The sequence below is a fragment of the Methyloceanibacter marginalis genome (assembly GCF_001723295.1).
In the GTDB taxonomy this organism is placed as follows: Bacteria; Pseudomonadota; Alphaproteobacteria; order Rhizobiales; family Methyloligellaceae; genus Methyloceanibacter; species Methyloceanibacter marginalis.
In genome coordinates this window covers 1-19,362 of the sequence record NZ_LPWD01000443.1, presented here as the reverse complement: position 1 = coordinate 19,362, position 19,362 = coordinate 1, and the positions used below count along the sequence as shown (strand labels likewise).

At 62.5% G+C, this 19,362-nt stretch carries 16 protein-coding genes and 1 pseudogene; 4 read left to right on the top strand and 13 right to left on the bottom strand.

Features of this window, described 5'->3' with window-relative positions; all coding sequences use genetic code 11:
• A partial coding sequence (locus AUC71_RS15495; RefSeq protein WP_244501001.1) for a DUF1989 domain-containing protein occupies positions 1-1,013 on the bottom strand: 1,013 nt, incomplete at its 3' end.
• A gap of 63 nt (positions 1,014-1,076) precedes the next feature.
• Positions 1,077-2,465: an NAD(P)-binding domain-containing protein gene (locus AUC71_RS15490; RefSeq protein WP_069624968.1), complete on the bottom strand. Its 1,389-nt coding sequence runs from the start codon at positions 2,463-2,465 to the stop codon at positions 1,077-1,079.
• Positions 2,466-2,841: 376 nt separating this feature from the next.
• On the opposite strand from AUC71_RS15490, the gene AUC71_RS15485 reads away from it, so the two are divergent.
• Both AUC71_RS15485 and AUC71_RS15480 read left to right on the top strand, forming a co-directional pair.
• Complete coding sequence (locus tag AUC71_RS15485; protein WP_069624966.1) at positions 2,842-3,624, top strand: ABC transporter ATP-binding protein; 783 nt, start codon at positions 2,842-2,844, stop codon at positions 3,622-3,624.
• The gene (locus tag AUC71_RS15480; protein ID WP_244501003.1) at positions 3,617-4,321 is read left to right on the top strand and encodes an ABC transporter ATP-binding protein; all 705 of its coding nucleotides are present in this window, start codon (positions 3,617-3,619) and stop codon (positions 4,319-4,321) included. Before AUC71_RS15485 ends, AUC71_RS15480 begins: the two co-directional genes overlap by 8 nt.
• On the opposite strand, the gene AUC71_RS15475 is transcribed toward AUC71_RS15480, so the two are convergent.
• The 8 genes and pseudogenes from AUC71_RS15475 to AUC71_RS15445 all read right to left on the bottom strand — a co-directional run bounded on the left by AUC71_RS15475 (position 4,209) and on the right by AUC71_RS15445 (position 14,629).
• The gene (locus AUC71_RS15475; protein WP_069624964.1) at positions 4,209-5,927 is read right to left on the bottom strand and encodes a branched-chain amino acid ABC transporter permease; all 1,719 of its coding nucleotides are present in this window, start codon (positions 5,925-5,927) and stop codon (positions 4,209-4,211) included. The genes AUC71_RS15480 and AUC71_RS15475 overlap by 113 nt on opposite strands.
• Positions 5,920-6,792, bottom strand: a complete 873-nt coding sequence (locus AUC71_RS15470) for a branched-chain amino acid ABC transporter permease (RefSeq protein ID WP_069624963.1) — start codon at positions 6,790-6,792, stop codon at positions 5,920-5,922. The genes AUC71_RS15475 and AUC71_RS15470 overlap by 8 nt, the downstream gene beginning before the upstream one ends.
• A gap of 152 nt (positions 6,793-6,944) precedes the next feature.
• A complete protein-coding gene (locus AUC71_RS15465) occupies positions 6,945-8,234 on the bottom strand; it encodes an ABC transporter substrate-binding protein (protein ID WP_069624962.1) in 1,290 nt (429 codons plus the stop codon).
• A 435-nt stretch (positions 8,235-8,669) separates the two neighbouring features.
• The gene (locus AUC71_RS21555) at positions 8,670-8,846 is read right to left on the bottom strand and encodes a hypothetical protein (RefSeq protein WP_244501000.1); all 177 of its coding nucleotides are present in this window, start codon (positions 8,844-8,846) and stop codon (positions 8,670-8,672) included.
• On the bottom strand, positions 8,843-11,782 hold the full coding sequence (locus AUC71_RS15460; RefSeq protein WP_069624961.1) for an efflux RND transporter permease subunit: 2,940 nt from the start codon (positions 11,780-11,782) through the stop codon (positions 8,843-8,845). Before AUC71_RS15460 ends, AUC71_RS21555 begins: the two co-directional genes overlap by 4 nt.
• Positions 11,783-11,785: 3 nt before the next feature.
• Positions 11,786-12,772 carry an efflux RND transporter periplasmic adaptor subunit gene (locus tag AUC71_RS15455; protein WP_204376756.1) on the bottom strand — a complete coding sequence of 329 codons (987 nt, stop codon included), beginning with the start codon at positions 12,770-12,772 and terminating at the stop codon, positions 11,786-11,788.
• A gap of 226 nt (positions 12,773-12,998) precedes the next feature.
• Positions 12,999-13,784, bottom strand: a pseudogene (locus AUC71_RS15450) (molybdopterin-binding protein).
• A complete protein-coding gene (locus AUC71_RS15445) occupies positions 13,781-14,629 on the bottom strand; it encodes a cytochrome b/b6 domain-containing protein (RefSeq protein ID WP_069624959.1) in 849 nt (282 codons plus the stop codon). Before AUC71_RS15445 ends, AUC71_RS15450 begins: the two are co-directional and overlap by 4 nt.
• A 322-nt stretch (positions 14,630-14,951) precedes the next feature.
• Between AUC71_RS15445 and AUC71_RS15440 the strand changes: the two genes are divergently transcribed.
• Entirely contained in the window at positions 14,952-16,553 is a 1,602-nt protein-coding gene (locus AUC71_RS15440; RefSeq protein ID WP_069624958.1) for a peptide chain release factor 3, read from the top strand.
• Here the strand turns inward: AUC71_RS15440 and AUC71_RS15435 are convergent.
• Genes AUC71_RS15435 through AUC71_RS15425 form a run of 3 tightly spaced genes read right to left on the bottom strand, consistent with a single transcriptional unit; the run spans position 16,550 to position 18,873 of the window.
• The gene (locus AUC71_RS15435) at positions 16,550-17,389 is read right to left on the bottom strand and encodes an ABC transporter substrate-binding protein (protein ID WP_425283402.1); all 840 of its coding nucleotides are present in this window, start codon (positions 17,387-17,389) and stop codon (positions 16,550-16,552) included. The genes AUC71_RS15440 and AUC71_RS15435 overlap by 4 nt on opposite strands.
• Positions 17,390-17,408: 19 nt before the next feature.
• Positions 17,409-18,173 (bottom strand): ABC transporter ATP-binding protein, encoded by a 765-nt coding sequence (locus AUC71_RS15430; RefSeq protein WP_069624957.1) that lies wholly within the window; start codon positions 18,171-18,173, stop codon positions 17,409-17,411.
• Positions 18,166-18,873 (bottom strand): ABC transporter permease, encoded by a 708-nt coding sequence (locus tag AUC71_RS15425; protein ID WP_069624956.1) that lies wholly within the window; start codon positions 18,871-18,873, stop codon positions 18,166-18,168. The genes AUC71_RS15430 and AUC71_RS15425 overlap by 8 nt, the downstream gene beginning before the upstream one ends.
• A 214-nt stretch (positions 18,874-19,087) precedes the next feature.
• Between AUC71_RS15425 and AUC71_RS18960 the strand changes: the two genes are divergently transcribed.
• On the top strand, positions 19,088-19,362 hold a 275-nt coding region (locus AUC71_RS18960; RefSeq protein WP_244500999.1), incomplete at its 3' end, for an NAD(P)H-dependent oxidoreductase subunit E.

Genomic DNA, 19,362 nt, shown 5'->3' with positions numbered 1-19,362 from the left:
AGCACGTAATCTCCGGGCCGCGACCACGGCTCATCCAGGCCGATGCCGTCATTGTCGTCGACGAAGGTGTTGTAGAAGAAGTTGATCGCCGGCCATCCCTTGCGCGGCGCGATCCCATAGGACGACAGGCAGTTGTTGAAGTTGTCGGTGCAGTTGGAATGTCCCGGATAGCCCATGTCCTCGTAATATTTGGCGTTGCAGGCGAGCATGAAGGTGTCGTGCCGCCCGACGGTATCCTGGACCACCTCCACCAGAGGCTTCTGCGTCTGGTCGAAATATTTCGAATGGAGGCCCGGGCCCGGCGCCGCCGTGCCCATCAGTGAATGCGTCGTGGTGGCGTCGAGACCATTCTCCGTGCCGCTCTCCAGCGCCGCCGCATCGAAGGCAAGAAAGTCCGAGCATTGGCGGCCCTCGACGTCGACGATCTGGATGTAATCCCCCGCCTTTACCCGGTAGGCCGAGGCCGTTGCCGCATCGACCCTGAGGTCGAGCTTCGGTTCGGCGAGCGGCGGCGGCGGGTCGAGATCCGCATCGTGGTCATGGGTGATCTCCACGAGGAGCTCTGTCGGTGGGTTCTGCGCGTCCGGCGTCATGGCCTCGCCGGGCGCGAAGACGAGCAACGTGCCATCCGCCTCGATGTCAAAGCGCACTTGCGTACCCGGCGCCGTCTCCTCGCCGAAGACATTGGCGCCGCGTACGTCTTCGGCCGCGACGCCGCGGATCGCCACCGCGTTGGCCGCGGCGGCTCTGCCGTCTCTTGCCGCCGCCAGCGCCTGATCGAGTGTCGGCGCGTCGAGCCGGCTCAAGGCCGGGATGACCGCCTGGCCGCCTTCCTTCTCGGAGATGGCGTAGAGCAGGCCCGGCTGGAGGCCTTCGGGGTCGACGATCTTCAGCCTGTCGCCCGCCTGCACGCCGACGGCGACCACGCCACCGCCCGCGACGCGCATGCGGCGGACGCGTGTGGTCGTCTTGACGGAGGAGGCAGGCAGGACCTCCCTCCCTACGAGGCTCATGGCTATCTCCTTAGGCGCGCCCGGCCGATCTCTCGGGCAAAGCCGCTTCTCGTCGCGCGTCGTTCACTCGGCGGCCTCAGGCGCTTTCAAAAACGCACCAAGACTATCGTCCAATGCGTCCATCCAAAGCGTGTGGTGCTGCGGCGACATCGTGCCTGTGAGTGTCGAAGGATAGCACCTGTTCCGATAGGTCAGGATACCTTCCTCCTTGTGGTGCTCCCACTCCTTGAACAGCTCACCCACATGATCGACATCCAGAGGCGGATAATCGGTCGCCTGGAGGAGATCACGGACATACTCCGTTTGAAAGTCGATCTTCTCCTCTTCGGTCTTGCAGGCCTCTTCCCGCTTCACCCATGCCTCGCTGTCGGCTTTCATGGCGGCCCGGTCCGGCAATTTGATCCGGTCTAGAATCACGTCGCGCGCATACCAAGCCTGCGCATCGAACATGTTGAAGGTGTAGTACTGGTCCTGCATGCCGAGATACATCAGCTTCGGGTTGTTGATCCAGACGACGCCCTTATAGATATCCGGCGGATACAACCTGTTGTGCGTCTTCAGACGAAGATCGTCGGGCAGGAAGGGGAAGTGATGCAGATAGCCCGTGCACAGCACAATGGCATCCACCTTCTTGGTCGAGCCGTCCGAGAAATGGGCGACGTTGCCGACCGTCTTCTTCAGGAGCGGCTTCTCCTCGAAACCCTCGGGCCAGTCGAAACCCATTAGCTTCGTGCGATAACTGAAAGTGATCGAGTTGGCGCCGTATTTGTGGCACTGCGTGCCGATGTCCTCGGCTGAATAGGAGGACCCGACCAACAGGACGTCTTTGCCCTTGAATTCGAGCGCATCGCGAAAATCGTGCGCGTGGAGGACGCGGCCCGGGAACATGCTGAGCCCTTCGAACTCCGGCATGTTGGGCGTCGAGAAGTGACCGTTCGCCACGACAACATAGTCGAACTCTTCCGAATAGATGCGGTCCTCGGGAAGGTTCTTCACGGTGACCGTGAACTTCTTTGTCTCCGGTGAATACTGAACCCAGCGTACGGCCGTCTGGAGACGGACGAATTTCTTGGCGCCGCTGTTCTCGGCCCGCCCCATGATGTAGTCGTGAAGCACTTCGCGCGGCGGGTAAGACGGGATGGCGCGGCCGAAATGCTGCTCGAACGAGTAGTCGGCAAACTCCAGACACTCCTTGGGACCGTTCGACCAGAGATACCGATACATCGAGCAATGGACCGGCTCGCCATATTCGTCGAGTCCCGTGCGCCACGTATAGTTCCACAGGCCGCCCCAGTTCGCTTGCTTCTCGAAACAGACGAGTTCGGGAATCTCCGCTCCGTTTTTCTCGGCCGCCTCGAAAGCACGAAGCTGGGCTGTGCCGCTGGGGCCCGCCCCAATGATGCATACGCGCTGATCCTTGATCGGCCGCGTATCTTTCGAGTCATTCGCCATCGACTGCATCTCCCCTTCTTGTCGCTTTTCGATCTTGCTCGCGGCGAAGCTTTCTCCACAATTCCCTCGGTTAGTTACCCCAAAAGGGTTAGGCGGAGAGCGCCGTTTTTGGCTCCCGATCAGCCTTGGGCCTTGGCTGACAAGCGGCCTACCTCTTGGAGAGTAATTGTCTTCTAACCGGATCGCTTCGACACTGCCCTCCCATCAAGCGAAGGCTGACAAAGGTCTGTTCGGGCGAGCCCGATCTGAGGCGGCTTTACGGGTCACATCCCCTTGCTCAGTAACCCCAAGGAGGTACGATCTTGGAAGAATGCATGGGCCGCGAGAGGTGTGGTAATCACCTTGTTCTGCCTGCTCAAAGGGGCCGACCGCGCCGATGACAATCGCCGAGCAATCAATTCTTGAGGTCCATACCCTGGCTCGGACTTTCGGCGGCATCGTCGCCGTCAACGATTTCAATCTCAGTGTTCGAGCGGGGTCGATCCACGGCCTGATCGGGCCCAACGGCGCCGGCAAGACAACGACGTTCAACGTTATCAGCGGCTTCTATGCACCCTCCCGGGGCAAGGTCGTCTATCTCGGGGAAGACATCTCGGGGCGCGCGACCAGCGCGCTCGCCGAACTCGGGCTGATCCGGACGTTTCAGGGCACGACCCTGTTTCACGAGCTCAGCGTGCACGACAACGTCCGTCTTGGCTGTCACCGCAGTGCCAAGGCCGGTCTCGTCAAGCGCATCCTCGGCACCGACCGGGCTTCCGAAGAGGCCGCGGAGCAGAAGGCCCACGGCATCCTCGAGTTTCTAGGGCTGGAGAACCTTGCCGACGAGCTCACCGCCAATCTGTCACACGGGCATCAGCGCGCCCTCGGCCTGGCCATCGCGCTCGCCGCAGATCCGAAACTGATGCTGCTCGATGAGCCCTTCACGGGCATGAACCCGGAAGAAACGAGACGGATGATCGAGCTGGTGAAGCTCGTGCGAGAAGAGCAAGGCGTGACCATCATGCTGATCGAGCACGACATGCAGGCCGTGATGGGCCTGTGCGACGCGATCACGGTGATGAATTTCGGCACGCTCCTCGCCGAAGGAACGCCCGAGCAAGTGCGCAACAATCCCGCCGTGATCGAAGCCTATCTCGGGAGCGCGAGCGATGCTGCTTGAGATCAACGAGGTTACGGTTCACTACCACAAGGTCGCGGCCCTCAAAGGCGTCAACATGGCCGTCTCCGACGACGGCATCGTCACCATCATCGGCGCCAACGGCGCCGGAAAGAGTACGACCTTGCGGGCCATCTCGGGGCTTGCGCGCCTCAGCCAAGGCGAGATCATCTTCGCGGGCAAGCGCATCGACGCGCTCGCACCGGAAAAAATCGTGGCGCTGGGGATCGCCCATGTCCCCGAAGGCCGGCGCGTGTTTCCGGACCTCACGGTCGAGGAGAATCTCCGCACCGGGGCCTTTCTGCGCTCCGATAGGCCGGCCATCGAGTCCGACCTCGAAGACGTCTTCAAACGCTTTCCGCGCCTGAAGGAGCGCCGCGGGCAATGGGCCCGGTCGCTTTCCGGCGGCGAGCAGCAAATGCTGGCGATCGGCAGGGCGCTCATGTCCCGGCCGAAAATGCTGATCATGGACGAGCCCTCAATGGGCTTGTCGCCGGTCATGGTCCAGGAAATGGCGCAGATCATCCGCGATATCGTGGAGCGGGGCGTCCCCGTGGTGCTGGTCGAGCAGAACGCCGAGTTGGCGCTCAAGCTTGCGCGCTATGCTTACGTGCTGGAGACGGGCAAGATCGCCCTCGAAGGGCCGGCCCCTGAGTTGCACGACAACGAGCATGTGAGGCGCGCGTATCTCGGTGCCTGAGACCTGGGACCTCAAAGAACTCGTGAACGCCGGCTGGAGCGAGACCGATCTCGCCTGGGAGACGGCAGCCGAGTCCACGGCCGACGCGGCCGCACAGAACGATTACCTTCGCGCCAAGGAGGAAGCCGGGCAAGCGCTCCAGATGGCTCGCGCGAATTTCGAGCCGATCGATCCACGCCTCGGCACGAGCCTCGCAAATTACGGCGTGTGCCTGAGCCTGGCGGGAGACGACCAGGCCAAAGCCTCGCTGTTCGCCAAGGCCCTGGATGCTTGGAAAGGCTCCGGACCCTGGATCGCACGCATGGACGCTCCGCGGGTCGCGCGCAGCTCCATGTTCCATTTGCGCATGGAGGCGCGCCACCGGGACACCTATCGCGGCCTGTGGCAGCAGCGCTGGCGGGAAATCGCCGCGGAAACGGTCAAGCGCCTCGAGGCCTTGAACGCTCCGGATGCGGCTGTTACGGCCCCGGCTAGCGACACACTGGCCGTCTGGCGGCGCGAGCGTCCCGCCATGCTCAACGATACGCGGAAGTTGATGGCGGCGGCGCTTCTGCTCCTGGCACCGCCGGTATCGGACCTCTGAAAGACGCCGCCTATTCGGCGGGCTGCTCCGCCAGGGCGTCGCGCGGTCCTTGCGGCCGGCGAACCACCCTTTGATCTTCGGCAGCAGGCTTTCCAGTCCGTTCGGCAGGAACAGGATGGAGATGATGAGGATCGCGCCGTAAAACATCGGCCGCATCTCGTCCACGTCGAGCGAGCGCAAGATCACCTCGTTGAGGATGGTGAGCGCCACCACGCCGATGATCGGCCCATAGAACGTCGCTGTTCCGCCGACGATGGCCCAGATCAGTATGTAGACCATCTCTTCCACCCCGAACCTGTTCGGGGCGACCGCGCCCACATAGTGGGCATAAAGCGCGCCGGCGAGACCGGCGAAGAAGGCCGAGATCACGAAGGCCAGCATGCGATAGCGGAACGTATTGACGCCGACGGACTCGGCGAGCTTGTCCTGCCAATGGATGGCGTGGAAGGTCAGGCCGATCCGCGAGCGCTCGACGCGATAGAGAATGAGAAGGGACACTGCCACCACGACGAGGCAAAGATAGTAGTAATTCACCGGCTCGTAGAAATCGATCGAGAAGATGTCGGGCATTGGCGGAATGCGCTTGATGCCCTTCGGCCCGCCGAACAAGAAGGTGAGATCGCTCCACTTCCACATGAGCCGGATCACCTCGCCCGCGGCGAACGAGCCGATGAGGAAGTAAAAGCCCTTCATCCGGAACAGCGGAAAACTCAGCAGGAAGGCGAGAAAGCCTGCCATGGACGCCCCGAGGAGCATGGCAACCGGGACGGGAAGCTGAAGCTCCTTGGCGGCCAGCGCCGATGTGTAGGCGCCGACGCCCATGATGACCGCGTGCGCCAAGGACCATTCGCCGGTCAGCGTCAGCAGGCGATAGCTGCAGACCAGCAGCACGTTGATGACCAGGAAGACCAAGATCTCCTGCTGCGAGAACGAGAGCAGATGCGGGAGCGCGATCAGAACGACGGCGAGCAGACCGAAGCCAAATACCCAGGCAATTGTCGAATTGGTCTCAGGCTTAGGCACGTTCTTTCGCTCCAAACAGGCCCGTCGGTTTGACAATCAGGACGGCAAGCATCAACAGCAGGCCGACGATATTGGCCAGCGTCCCGTCGTAGAGCGTGGTCACGAAGGTGTGGACGAAGGCGTAGAGGATGGCGACAAGCACCGCGCCTTCGAGAGAGCCCAGGCCGCCGACAATGATAATGATAAAGGCGGTGACGATGACCGAGTGCCCCATGAACGGCGTGGGCGAGACAAGCGGCGCGGTCAGCGCACCGGCGACCCCGGCGAGGGCCGCGCCGATGAACATCGCAAGCCGCGCGGTCTGGTTGATCGACATGCCTTGCAGGACGGCAGCCTCGCGGTCTTGCGCGCAAGCCCGCAACGCCCAGCCGAACTTGCTCTTGCGCAGGAACAGCCAAAGCGCCGTCAGCAACCCAACCGCGGCCAGGATGACGTAGAGCCGTTGATAGGTCAGCACCGCACCGTCCAGGAACACGATCTTGTCCTGGGTCGAAGGCGGAACATTCTCCATGCGAACGCCGAAGCCGAGCACCGCAATCGTCTGCAGAATGAGAAGGAAGCCGATCGAGGCGATCAGCCCCCCCAGTGGATTGTCCCGCAATGGCCGGAACAGGGCGAGCTCCATGAGAAGTCCGAGCAGCCCGACAAAGACCAGGCCGGCGGCGACGGCAACAAAAAACGGGAGGGCTTGATCGGCATAGAGTGCAACAACCACGTAGGCGCCGGCCATATAGAGCTCGCCGTGGGCAAAGTTGACCACGCCCATCACACCGAAGATCAGCACGAAGCCGACGGCGATGAGCGCCATGTAGCTCGCCGCGTAGGTCGCGTTGACGACGGTTTGAAGGAACAACTCAACGGTCATCACAAGGCTCCGTGATGCGCCAGGCCTGGGTTCGGTGCCGGACGTATTATACCGGTTAGCGCGAGGGGCATGAACAGCCCCTCCGCCAGTGGCGGAGCGCAGGAAATCCCGTCTCGGACGCTAGACTAGACCTTGCACCCAGCAGGACGTGCTCAGCTGCGCTGATAATACATCTGATCGAGCGCTTCCATGTGCTTGATCAGGAGATCCTTGTGCTTGTCCCACCACGCCGGGATGGATTTGAAATCCTGGATCTTGGCCTTGCCGTCCTTGATGACGACCACGGGCCAGAGGCCGACGAGCGCATTGTCGATGCCGAAGAGCTCCTTGCCCCACCAATCGGCCTCGCCGAAGGCTTGCTTGCCGGTGCCGCCCACCTTCATGGCCTCCAAGACTTTCTCCGGGTCGGTGCTGTCGGCGCGTTGTGCGGCATCGGACCAGAGATCCATGATCGAGGCATATTCCCACGACACGGCGCCCCACTCGCCCTCGCCGAAGCGCTTCACGTATTCGGCGTAGAACTCGTTCGGCTTGTTGAAGTTGACGTGAGGCTCGTTGAGCTTGGGATCGTCGAAGTCCGGGAACTGGAAGATGAAGCCTTCCATGAACTCCTTCGAGGTCTTCTCGACCATCTTCTGGTAGAAGTCGGCCGTGCAGGAGATCATCTGACCCTTGAAGCCCTGCTGGAAAGCCTGCTCGGTGAGGGGGTGTACGTAGTCGGCGTAACAGGTATCGAGACAGATGATGTCCGGCTTGAGCGCCAGCATCTTCGACATGATCGGTGCGAAGTCGGTGGTGGCCGGATCGAAGAAGATCGGATCGCCCAGAACCTCGATGCCCGCCGCCTCGAACGCGGCCAGATAGGTCGCGACCGACGGCTTGCCGAGCGAGTCGTCCTGAGCGCAGATGACCGCGGTCTTCAGGTCGGGCTTGTTCTCGGCCAGCCACTCGACACCGGTGACATTATAGATCGGGTGCACCTCGCATGGTGCGACCAGCATTTTCGTCTCGGGCGACAGGTCGCTCGGCAGGAGTGTCGAGACCAGCATGTTCTCTTTTTCCGCCACCGGAGCCGCGCCCGGCCAAGGGTCGCCGCCAAGCATCATGATGAACTTGACGTCGTCCTCCTTGATAAGCTTGACCGCGCCGGTGCGCGCGTTGCTGGGATCGTACTCGTCGTCGTAGGCGACGAACTCCACCTTGTAGACGTCGTCGCCGATCTTGATGCCGCCGTCGGCATTGACCCAATCAGCCCAGATCTTGCAGCCGTCGAGGCCGGGCTTGCCCCACGCGGCGACCGCGCCGGTGAGCGGCGCGAGGAAGCCGATCTTCACGACCTTGTCGGCCGCGAATGCGAGCTTCGGCATGGAAACGCCGGCCATAACCGTGGCGGCGGCGGTGGTCGAAAGGAAATCGCGGCGATTGATCTGAAACTTTGTCATGTGGTCCCTCCACGTCGAAGGGCGGGACGACCGTGGAGACGGGCGACCGGCCTGACACTCATTTGCCTACGAACGGGATTGCGGCGGCTGCAGCGGGCAAGGCGGTAGAAGGCTCAGACCTGTTGCTCATGGCGTCCTTGCTTCAAGTAACGTCCACACCACCATTCACAGCCACGCCGCATGGCTGAGAATTGCGAATTCGCCTAGGAGTTTCGGGATTTATACCCTTCGGAGACAATCCTCTTGAGGGAGTAACTATTAGGGGGTACGCAAAACAAGGCTGTGTCGCCCGGGCAATTGGCAGGTTTTCGCGCACGAAATCTTGCGAAACAGCGCCCGGCTCTTGAATGCCTAAAGATTCAACATCCTGCCCGTCGAATACGCGCAAATAATGCGGATTGCGCGCGCCTTCCCGCGTCTATTGCGGCGCAAATACTACTCCGCCGCTGGGACCGGCTGCGGAGCGGCAGGGCCCTGTTTGCCGTGACCAGCTTCCGGGCCGAGCGCCGTTTCGTCGGATTCGATGAAGGCGCGTCTGGACAGGTATGTGTAGACAACCGGGATCACGAACAGGGTGAACAGCGTGCCCACCAGGAGGCCGCCGACGATCACCCAGCGATATCCTGGCGGCTCTCGGCGCCGGCCCCGGCAGCAAGGGCAAGAGGAACGGCGCCAAGCACCATGGCGCCCGTGGTCATGAGGATCGGCCGCAGCCGCAAGGTGGCGGCCTCGATCACCGCCTCTCCCATCGGCTGCCCCTTGCTGCGCAGCTGATTGGAAAACTCCACGATGAGAATTCCGTGCTTGGTGATGAGGCCGATCAAGGTGACGAGACCGACCTGGCTATAGATGTTGAGCGTGCCGCCGCTCCACCACAGCGCGAGCAAGGCGCCGGTCACCGATAGGGGCACGGTCAGCATGATGATGAAGGGATCGGTGAAGCTCTCGAACTGAGCCGCGAGCACGAGATAGATAAAGGCGAGCGCGAGCAGGAAGGTGAGATACATGTTGGCGCTCGCTTCGCGGAATTCCCGCGACTCGCCCGCGTACTCGATTTGCGCGGTCGCCGGCAGGACCTCCTCCGCCGCCTCTTCCAGGAACGCCAGACCGTCGCTCAACGAATAGCCCGGCGCGATCTGACCGGTGATGGTCGCGGCGCGAAGCTGATTGAAGTGATTGAGCTCTTTCGGCGCGACCGTCTCCCTGATGCTGATGAGGTTCGACAGCGGGGTCATGGCGCCGTCGGTGCCGCGCACATAGATGCGCCGCATGTCGTCCGGATTCTCCCGGTCGATATCCGCCACCTTCACCACGACATCGTATTGTTGACCCTCCTTCTTGAACCGCGTGACCTGCCTGCCTCCAAGCATGGTCTCAAGCGTGCGGCCCAGGGTCTCGATCTCGACGCCCATGGACGCCGCTTTCTCGCGGTCGACGGAGATATCGAGCTGCGGCGAGTTGAGCTTGAGGTCGCTCTCGATGTCGACCAGACCAGGATAATCCTGAATCCTTTCGAGCAGCGTATCGACCATCTTCTGCAGCTCGCTATAGGGCTGCGATGTCTGGATGACGAAATTGATCGGCTTGGACCGCGAGCTCTGGCCGAGCGGCGGAGAATTGCCGGGGAACGCGACGACGCCCGTGACGCCGGAGACCTCCGGCGCAATCGACCGGCCGATCTCCTGCTGGGAACGCTCACGCTCGTCCCAAGGCTTCACGCGCAGAATGACACGGCCCTGAGACACGGTCGGGCTGCCCGAGACCACGAACACCCGGTCCGCTTCCGGCACGGCGAGCGCGATGTCCTCCAGCTGCTTGGCGTAGGCATCGGTGAAATCGATCGTCGCGCCTTCGGGACCGCGGAAGTTCACATTGATCCGGCCCTCGTCCTCGACCGGCGCAAGCTCGCTCTTGAGCGTGATGAACAGGAAATAGCTCGAGCACGCGACCGCCAGGCCGATGAGGAGGACGAGCGGGCGCGCCGCGAGGGCTCCCTTGAGCAGTGCGCGGTAGGCCTTTGTCACCCCGTCGAGAAAGCGCTCGATGACGCGATAGGCCAGATTGTGGTGGGTCTGACGCTTGAGCAGCTTGGAGCACATCATCGGCGACAATGTCAGCGCGACGAAGCCCGACACGATCACCGCGCCGGCCAAGGTCCAGGCGAACTCCGTGAACAGCCGGCCGGTGAGACCGGTCATGAAGCCGATCGGCGCATACACCGCCGCAAGGGTGATGGTCATGGCGATGATGGCGAAGCTGATCTCGCGGCTTCCGAGCAGCGCCGCCTTCACCGGGGCCATGCCCTCCTCCACGTGGCGATAGATGTTCTCGAGCATGACGATGGCGTCGTCGACCACAAGGCCGATCGCGAGCACCAGAGCGAGCAGGGTCAGGGTGTTGATGGAAAAGCCGAGCCAGTGCATCAGCGCGAAGGCGCCGATCAGCGACACGGGAATGGTGACGAGCGGGATCAGCGTCGCCCGCACAGAGCGCAAAAACAAAAAGATGATGAGAATGACGAGGACCACGGCCTCGCCGATGGTCGCGTAGACGTTCTTGATCGACTCGGCGATGAAGACCGACTTGTCATGGGCCACCCGGACCTGCATGCCCTCGGGCAGCGAGCTGGTAATGGTGGGCAGAATCTTGTTGACCGCCTCGGAGACCTCAAGCGGATTTGCGGTCGCCTGCTTGATGACGCCCACGGCGATGGCCGGCTCGCCGTTGAAGCGAACCACCCGGCGCTCGTCGAGCGCGCCGAGTTCGGCTTGGCCCACGTCGCTCAGCCGGACGAGATAGCTGTTGGCGTCCTTGATGATGAGATCATTGAATTGCTGCGGCGTGCGCAAATCGGTCTCCGCCAGCACGGTGAATTCGCGCTGCTGGCTCTCGATGCGGCCCGAGGGCACCTCCACATTCTGCCGGCGCAGCGCATTCTCCACGTCCTGCGGCGTAAGCTGATAGGCGGCGAGACGCTCCGGATCGAGCCAAATGCGCATCGAATAGGCCCGGTCGCCGAACAGGCGCACCTCGGCCACGCCGTTCAGCGTGGTCAGTTGATCCTTCACATATCGGTCGGCGTAGTCGGTGATCTCGAGCGCGGAGTGCTGCTTGCTCGAGAAGGCGAGGTAGAGAATGGGTTGCGCGTCGGCCTCGCGCTTCTGAATGATCGGCTCGTCGATCTCCTCCGGCAGGCGGCCGCGGACACGGCCCACGCGATCGCGAATATCCGCCGCCGCGTAGTCGGGATTGCGGTCGAGCTTGAAGGTGACGGTGATCTGGCTCGATTCCTGGCGGCTGATCGAGGTGATGAAGTCGATGCCCTCGATACCGGCGAGCGAATCCTCGAGCACCTGGGTGACCTGCGTCTCCACGATGGCGGCGCTCGCGCCGGGATAATCGGTCTCCACCGTGATGACCGGCGGGTCGATCGCCGGATACTCTCGTACGCTGAGCCGGTCGTAGGAGACGAGACCCACCAGGACGAGGACGAGACTCATCACGGTGGCGAAAACAGGCCGCTTGATCGAGAGTTCGGGAAGCGTCACGCTCTAGGCCCCGGCGCCATTGGCGATGGAGACCGGCGTCCCGTCACGCAGCTTGAGCTGCCCGGCCGTCACCACTTCGTCGCCGACGCCGAGACCTTCGAGGATCTCGACCTGACCGGAGCGGCGCATGCCGACGGTCACCTCGGTCAGCGTGGCTTTGCCGCCGTCGATCTTGAACACATATTGTCCGTCGCCCTGGGGCACGATGGCTTGCTCGGGGATGGTCAGCGCATCCTCCTTGATCTGCAGCAGCACCGTCACCCGCGCGAACAGGCCCGGCCGCAAGCGCCGGTCGGCATTCGGCACCTTGGCGCGCACGAGCAGGCTCCGTCCGGCCACGTCGATGCGCGGATCGATAGCGTAGACCTTGCCGTCAAAGGTTTCGCCCGGGAAGGCGTCGACCCGGATGCGGATGGTTTGACCGACCTTGATCGCCGGCAGGAACTTCTCGGGCACCCGAAAGTCCGCCTTGACGGGATCGATGGCCTCGAGATTGACCAGCGCCAGACCCGCGGTGATGTATTCCCCGACACTGACATGCCGGAGACCGACAATGCCGGAGAACGGCGCCACGATCCGGGTCTTCTCCAGCTGGACGCGGGCGAGCTCGACGGCCGCCTGGCCGACCGCGAGGTTCGAGGCCGCCTCGTCCGCCGACTGGGCCGTGGCGTATTTGTTGCTGAAGAGCTGGCTGGTCCGCTTATTGGTCTGGTCGGCCAGCTTTAGCTTGGCCTCGGCGTCGGCGAGTTGGGCCCGATAGACGGACTCATCGAGAGTGAAAAGGGGCGCGCCCTTTTGGACCGGCTGGCCCTCGGTGAAGTGGATCTCCTTCAGCCTGCCGGGGATTTCCGAGCTGACGGTGACGGATTCGTCAGAGAGCAGCGTGCCGACGGCGGTGACCTGCTCGCTGAGCGGCGCGGCGACGACCTTCGCCGCCTCGACGCGCACGGTCTGCTCCGCAGGGGCCTGATCCGCCTCTTGGGCGCGCACAGGTCCTGAGAGCAAGCTGACGGCCAAGAGGCAATAGCCTGCAACACCAATTAGTCGAGACATGCGGGTTCCCTCGAAAGAGAGGACATTCTACCAGCATTGCGGCATCAAAAGGAACGCGGGCGGAGAACGGAACCAACGGCCACGCCCGGAGGCCATGACGGTTGCGTGACACCATTGGTCACCCGGACGGCCCCGCAGTTGGGCGTCGACGCGTTCGTCCTAGTCAGATCCCGGCGTACCACTCGTAGCCGCGGTCTTCCCAATAGCCCCCCTTCCCCCGGGCGATCTCGGCAAAGCTGCTCACAGCCTCGATGGTGTGAACGTATTTGGGCTGCTTGTAGCCGAGCTGTCGCTCGATCCGCACGCGCATCGGCGCGCCGTTGGGAACAGGAAGCGCCTCGTTGTTGAGACCGTAGGCGAGGATTGTCTGAGGATGACGTGCATCCACGAGATCGCAGCTTTCATAATAGAAATTCGGCCCCGATGCTCCGCTGCCCATGTTGTCGTAGCAATGGAACACGATGTAGCGGGCGGCAGGCTTCAGCTTCACCTCATCGAGCACGACGGACAGCGGCGGGCCCGTCCATTTCGCGATGCAGCTCCAGCCCTCGACGCAGTCGTGCCGCGTGATCTGCGTGCGCGACGGCATGTTGCGCAGCTCGGCCAGGGAATAGCTCTTGGGCGTTTCCACCAGTCCGGTCACGGACAGTCGGTAGTCGGCGAAATCATTCGCCTTCAGAGCCAGGTACTCCGCCGATTGGGGATCGGTCGACCCATTCGGCCTTTGGCCCTGGCGGATCTCGCTTTCCGCGTACTCCCGCGCCAGCGCATCGCCGAAAGAAGCGCTGCACGTAATACGTGACATCATTTGCTTTCTCGAGCACGTCGCGGACAGTGCCGTCGCGATCGGCCAGAAAATTGACGCCTCGCAGCCGCCAAGCACCAAGGACGACGCACCGGCGGCGCCGGCACCGAGAAATTTCCTGCGGGTGAGAATCGTCTTGCTCATGAGCCCGCGTCCCCCTTGGTCTCGGGGTCGGTGCGATACCAGCCGGTGATCATGGACCGCAGCTCGTTGATGGGGCCGGCGGCGAACACCATAATAATGTGTACGAGGAAGAAGAGGACGAGCAGCGTCATCGTCACGAAGTGGATGGTGCGCGCCGTCTGCCGCCCGCCGAAGACATCGAGAAGCCAGGGCCACGCCGCATCCATGCCCGGACTCATGGTGAGTCCGGTCAAGACGATGAGCGGGAACAGCACGAAGAATACGATGCAATAGGTCAGCTTCTGCAGGACGTTGTACCGGCCGGTGTGGTGGAAGCGGAGACGCGCGTGATCGGCGACGTCCCGCGGCAGCTGCGCAAGGTCCCTGCCCGTCGGCCTGAGATCCCGGCGGAGATGACCGTTCACGAGGCTGGCGACGAGCCAGACGAAAAGCGTGGCGACCAGCACCCAGGCGAAGAAGAAGTGGACCACACGGCCCGTGGCCAGGTCGCGATAGGACGGGATGGTCAGGGCGGCTGGAAATCCGCGCGCTTGCGGGTTCTCAGACGTGCCGCTCACACCGAACACCCCCGTCGTGTCGAACTGATAGCCGAGGATCGTGGTCCGGCCCTCGAGGCCTTGGGGCGTTCTGACCGCTCCCATGCTGAGAACCGAATTGTCGAAGCCGAAACCGCTTTGCTTGCCGATATAGAGCGTGGAATGGGCGTTGAAGATCTGGAGCCCCGACAGCAACAGAAAGAACAGGGATATGGCCCAGATCCAATGGGTCGCCCGCGTCCAGATCGACTGCCGATAGACCAGCGGCCTTGCAGTCTTGGAGTCGCGATGCGCTTCAGACAGGGCCATGGCGCCCTCTTGAATTGGAGACCCCAACCGTAGCACCGCCCCCGGCCGGGTGGCTACGGAGCGGGGGCATCACGTTTTAGCTATCGAGGTCTGACGGCCGCGGGCCTGACGCCGCCTTCCTTTCGAGAAATGGCTACACAAAGGCCCAGTTCGCCATTAAGTTCACCGCACCTTGAGACGTCCGGTATTCCCTGAGCGCTCCGCCGCGTTCACGGTCGAGAACGGTCTTTCTCTCCTCTTCAACGATCCCGTCGATGCCGCATTCATGCGGCAGCAGTTCGGGCGAGTCTTCTAGAGTTCGAATTCGGCCCAAACAGCTTTTATGATGACAATCAACACGGCCAGTTCAGACGCAGGCGCCGATCGCCGGACCTTTGCGATCATTTCGCATCCGGACGCCGGCAAGACCACCCTGACGGAGAAGCTTCTTTACTTTGCCGGCGCCATTCGTTTGGCGGGCCATATCAGGTCGCGCGGCGAACACCGCCGGACGCAATCCGACTGGCTGGCCATGGAGCGGGCCAGAGGTATCTCGGTCTCGAGTTCCGTCATGACCTTCGAGCATGCCGGGCTGACGTTCAACCTGCTCGACACGCCGGGCCACCATGACTTCAGCGAGGATACCTATCGGACACTGAGCGCGGTGGACTCGGCGATCATGGTCATCGACGCCGCCAAGGGCATCGAGAGCCAGACACGCAAACTATTCGAAGTCTGCCGTCTTCGGGACATCCCGATCATCACGTTCATCAACAAGATGGACCGGGAGGGCCGCGATCCGCTCGAGCTGCTCGACGAAATCGAGAGCACGCTGGCCCTCGATGTCTCGCCGATCACCTGGCCGGTCGGCAGCGGCGTCAATTCTTACGGCAGCTTCGACCTGCTCAAGTCGAAACTCTACACCTCGTCCGCCGGACGCGGCGGCGCGTATGACCGCGATTTGGCGCTTGCCGGCCTTCACGATCCCGAGCTGGACCGGATCGTGCCGCCCGACGTGGTGAGCGCCTTCCGCGACTCCGCGGAGCTTGCGTTCAGCGTCTATCCGGCGTTCGATCCGAAGTCGTTCCTTCAGGGTCACATGACCCCGGTGCTGTTCGGGAGCGCCCTCAAGGATTTCCCCCTGCCCCGGCTTCTGGAGGTGCTCGCCGAATATGCGCCCCCGCCGCAGCCGCAGCCGGCGGAGCCGCGCCCCATCCGGCCGGAAGAGACCAGGGTCACGGGGTTCGTGTTCAAGGTGCAGGCGAACATGGATGCGAACCACAGAGACCGCGTGGCGTTCGTCCGCCTCTGCTCCGGGCGCTTTCGCCGGGGCATGAGGCTCAAGCACGTGAGAAGCGGCCGCGCCTTGGCGGTGAACAATCCGATCTTCTTTTTCGCCCGGGAGCGCGACCTCGCGGAAGAGGCCTATCCCGGCGACATTATCGGCATTCCCAATCATGGGACGTTGCGCGTGGGCGATGCGCTCTGTGAAGGCGACGACGTGCGCTTTACGGGTCTGCCGAATTTTGCGCCCGAGGTGCTGCGCCGTATCCGGCTCGACGATCCGATCCGCGGCAAGCAATTGAAGCGGGCCCTCAACGATTTTGCCGAGGAAGGCGTGACTCAGGTTTTCGATCTGGTCTCCGGCAACGGGGCGATCATCGGGGCGGTCGGCCAACTGCAATTGGATGTGCTCTCCGACCGCATGCAATCCGAGTACGGCATCCGTGTGGGCCTGGAGCCAGCGCCCTATGCGACGGCCCGCTGGATCAGAAGCAAAGACGAATCCGCCTTCAAGCTATTCATCGAGCGCGAGCGGCACTCGATCGCGAGAGACCGGGACGGTGAGCCGGTGTTCCTCGCGCGGAACGCTTGGGAATTGAGCCATACCCAAGACAAATGGCCCGCCATCGAATTTTTGGAGACGCGCGAACGATCCGGCTAAGTTCCCGGACGCGCATTCGGGAAGAAGAGTTGCTGCCCGTCGATCTTGTAACTTGCGATGGCCTTCTGCCCTTCGCCGCTGGTCAACCAGCCGACGAAGGCTTGCCCCTTCTCGGCTTTTACACGCGGGTGCTTCTCTGGATTGACGAGGATGACGCCGTACTGATTGAAGAGCTTGGGATCGCCCTCGACGAGAACCTCGAAGTCGTCTTTGTTGGCAAAACTCAGCCACGTGCCGCGGTCGGCGAGCGTGTAAGCATGCTTGCCGACCGCGGTGTTCAATGTGGCGCCCATGCCTGAGCCGGTTTCGAGGTACCAGTCACCGCTCCCTTTGGTCGGATCGACCCCGGCCTGCCCCCATAGATCGCGCTCCGCCTTATGCGTTCCGGAGTCGTCGCCGCGTGAGGCGAACGGCGCCTCGGCCTCGGCGATCTTGGCCAGCGCTCGGTCGGCGTCCTTCAATCCCGCGATTCCAGCCGGGTCGGACGCCGGTCCAACGATGACGAAGTCGTTGTACATCACGTCGTGTCTCTTCACTCCCCAGCCTTCGGCGACGAACTTTTCCTCATCGGGCTTGGAGTGGACGAGCACGACATCGCCGTCGCCGTTTCTTCCGTTCTTGAGGGCCTGGCCCGTTCCGACGGCCACCACACGCACGTCGATTCCGGTCTTCTCCGTGAACTTCGGCAGGATGTAATCGAACAGCCCCGAATTCTGGGTGGATGTGGTGGACTGCACGATGATGAAGTCGTCTTCCGCCGCGAACCCGGTCGAGGCAAGAGAGGCGAGCAGGAACGCGGCGCCAAGACCGAACAGTACTCGTCTATGAAACTTCACCGTATACCTCCTCAGGAGCTCAAAGCACCAAGCCGCCGCTCAGGAACGCGCGCGCGCCTTCGCTTCGCGGATTATCGAAGAAATCCTGAGAGTCTTGATGCTCGATAACGCGGCCGTGGTGCAGAAACATGACGTCGTGTGCCAGCCGCCGCGCCTGTCCAACGTCGTGCGTCACGAGAATGACCTTGATGCCCCGACGCTGAGCGTCAAGAAGCAGCCGCTCGATAGCCAGCGTCGACGCGGGGTCGAGACTCGAAGTGGGCTCGTCGAGAAATAATACGTCTGGGTCCAAGCTCAGGGCCCGGGCAAGGCAGAGCCGTTGCTGTTCCCCACCCGACAAGACTCGAGCCGGCATCGACGCCTGGCGTTCGAGGCCTGCGAGCCGGAGCGCGTCGTCGACGCAAATTGCGCGCTTGTCGCGTCCGATGCCCCGCAGGCCGAGCGCGTGGGAGACATTCGCCGCCACCGAGCGGCGCAACAGCACCGGACGGTGAAAGACCATGGCTTGCCGGTAGGCCATCGGCCTGTCCGCGTGGCGCCCGGCCCAAAGGATCTCGCCCTTCGTGGGCGCAATCAGCCCGTGCATCAGCCTGAGGAGAATGCTTTTTCCGGCGCCGTTCGGCCCCATGATGGCCGTTATGCGGCGCGACTCGATGGTTGCATTAATCTCATCGATGACCCGCTTACCGCCCGTCTCGTAAACGAGCCCTTTGATCTCGACCGGCAAAGGTGGACTGGCGAGACGATCGCCGACGCCTTGAAGCGGGGTGGTGGGATCAAGCATAGGCGAGACGATTGGCAAGACGCTGGACCCAAATCAGAGAGGCGTTGACAGCCAGGGCAATGGTCAGAAGCACGATCCCCAGCGCCAGTGCGAGCGCAATGTTTCCCTTCGAGGTCTCCAAGGCGATGGCCGTCGTCATCGTCCGCGTCACGTGATCGATATTGCCGCCAACGATCATGACGGCGCCGACCTCGGCAATCGCGCGGCCGAAGCCGGCCAGCACTGCCGTGATCAGGCGATAACGACCATCCCAAAGCAGTGTGGCGACAATAGCACTGGATGAGGCGCCCAGCGAGCGCAGCTGCTCGTCATATTCCTCGAGCAGGTCTTGGCAGGCTTGCCGCGTCAGGGCGCCGATGATTGGCGTGACCAGAACGACCTGGGCGATAATCATGGCTGTCGGCGTGTAGAGGAGCTGAAGCACACCCAGCGGCCCCACATTGGACAACAGCAGATAGACAACAAGCCCGGCGACAACCGGCGGAAGCCCCATTAGAGCGCTGAGCACCGCTGATACGGCGCCGCGCCCCGGGAAGCGATAAACCGCAAGCGCTCCGCCGATGGCGAATCCCAGCAGGCTGGCGATGACGACCGCCGACAAGCTCACCTTGATCGAAAGGACCAGGATCTCGACCAGATCCGGGTCGAGCGTGACGATGAGGCCGAGGGCTGTGCGGAAGGCGTCGATAAAGTCGGTCATTGAAAAACCGGCCGGCGGTTATTGATCGGGATTCCCGATCGGTCATTCAGCTTTCCCGATCGTTCTATCAACGAAAGTATACCTCTTCGGTGCCAACCGGAGCAGGTTGTCCCGCTTCCCTTGCTCCCCTACATCAGTGGCTGGTATCACGTAATTATAGGTCTTCAAATTTTCCGCTGGGCCTCAGTTCATCTGAGAGGAAGATTGGTAGAGTGTGGAGCAGGAAGCACCGTTGAACGGTGGGCCTGAACGGCCTGCAAGAAATGTCGGCTCTCGAAAGCGTGCACGAGGTTTCCCTAAGGGGCGACAACTCGACCTCGCCGCGTTGGAGCAAGTCCGTGAACTGCTGGGCGATCGTCCCCGCCGTCACGATCTCCTCATCGAATACCTTCATCTGATTCAAGATCGCTACCATTACATCTCCAGCCGCCACCTGCGCGCGCTGTGTGACGAGATGAAGTTGCCGCAGGCGGCAGCCTACGAGGTCGC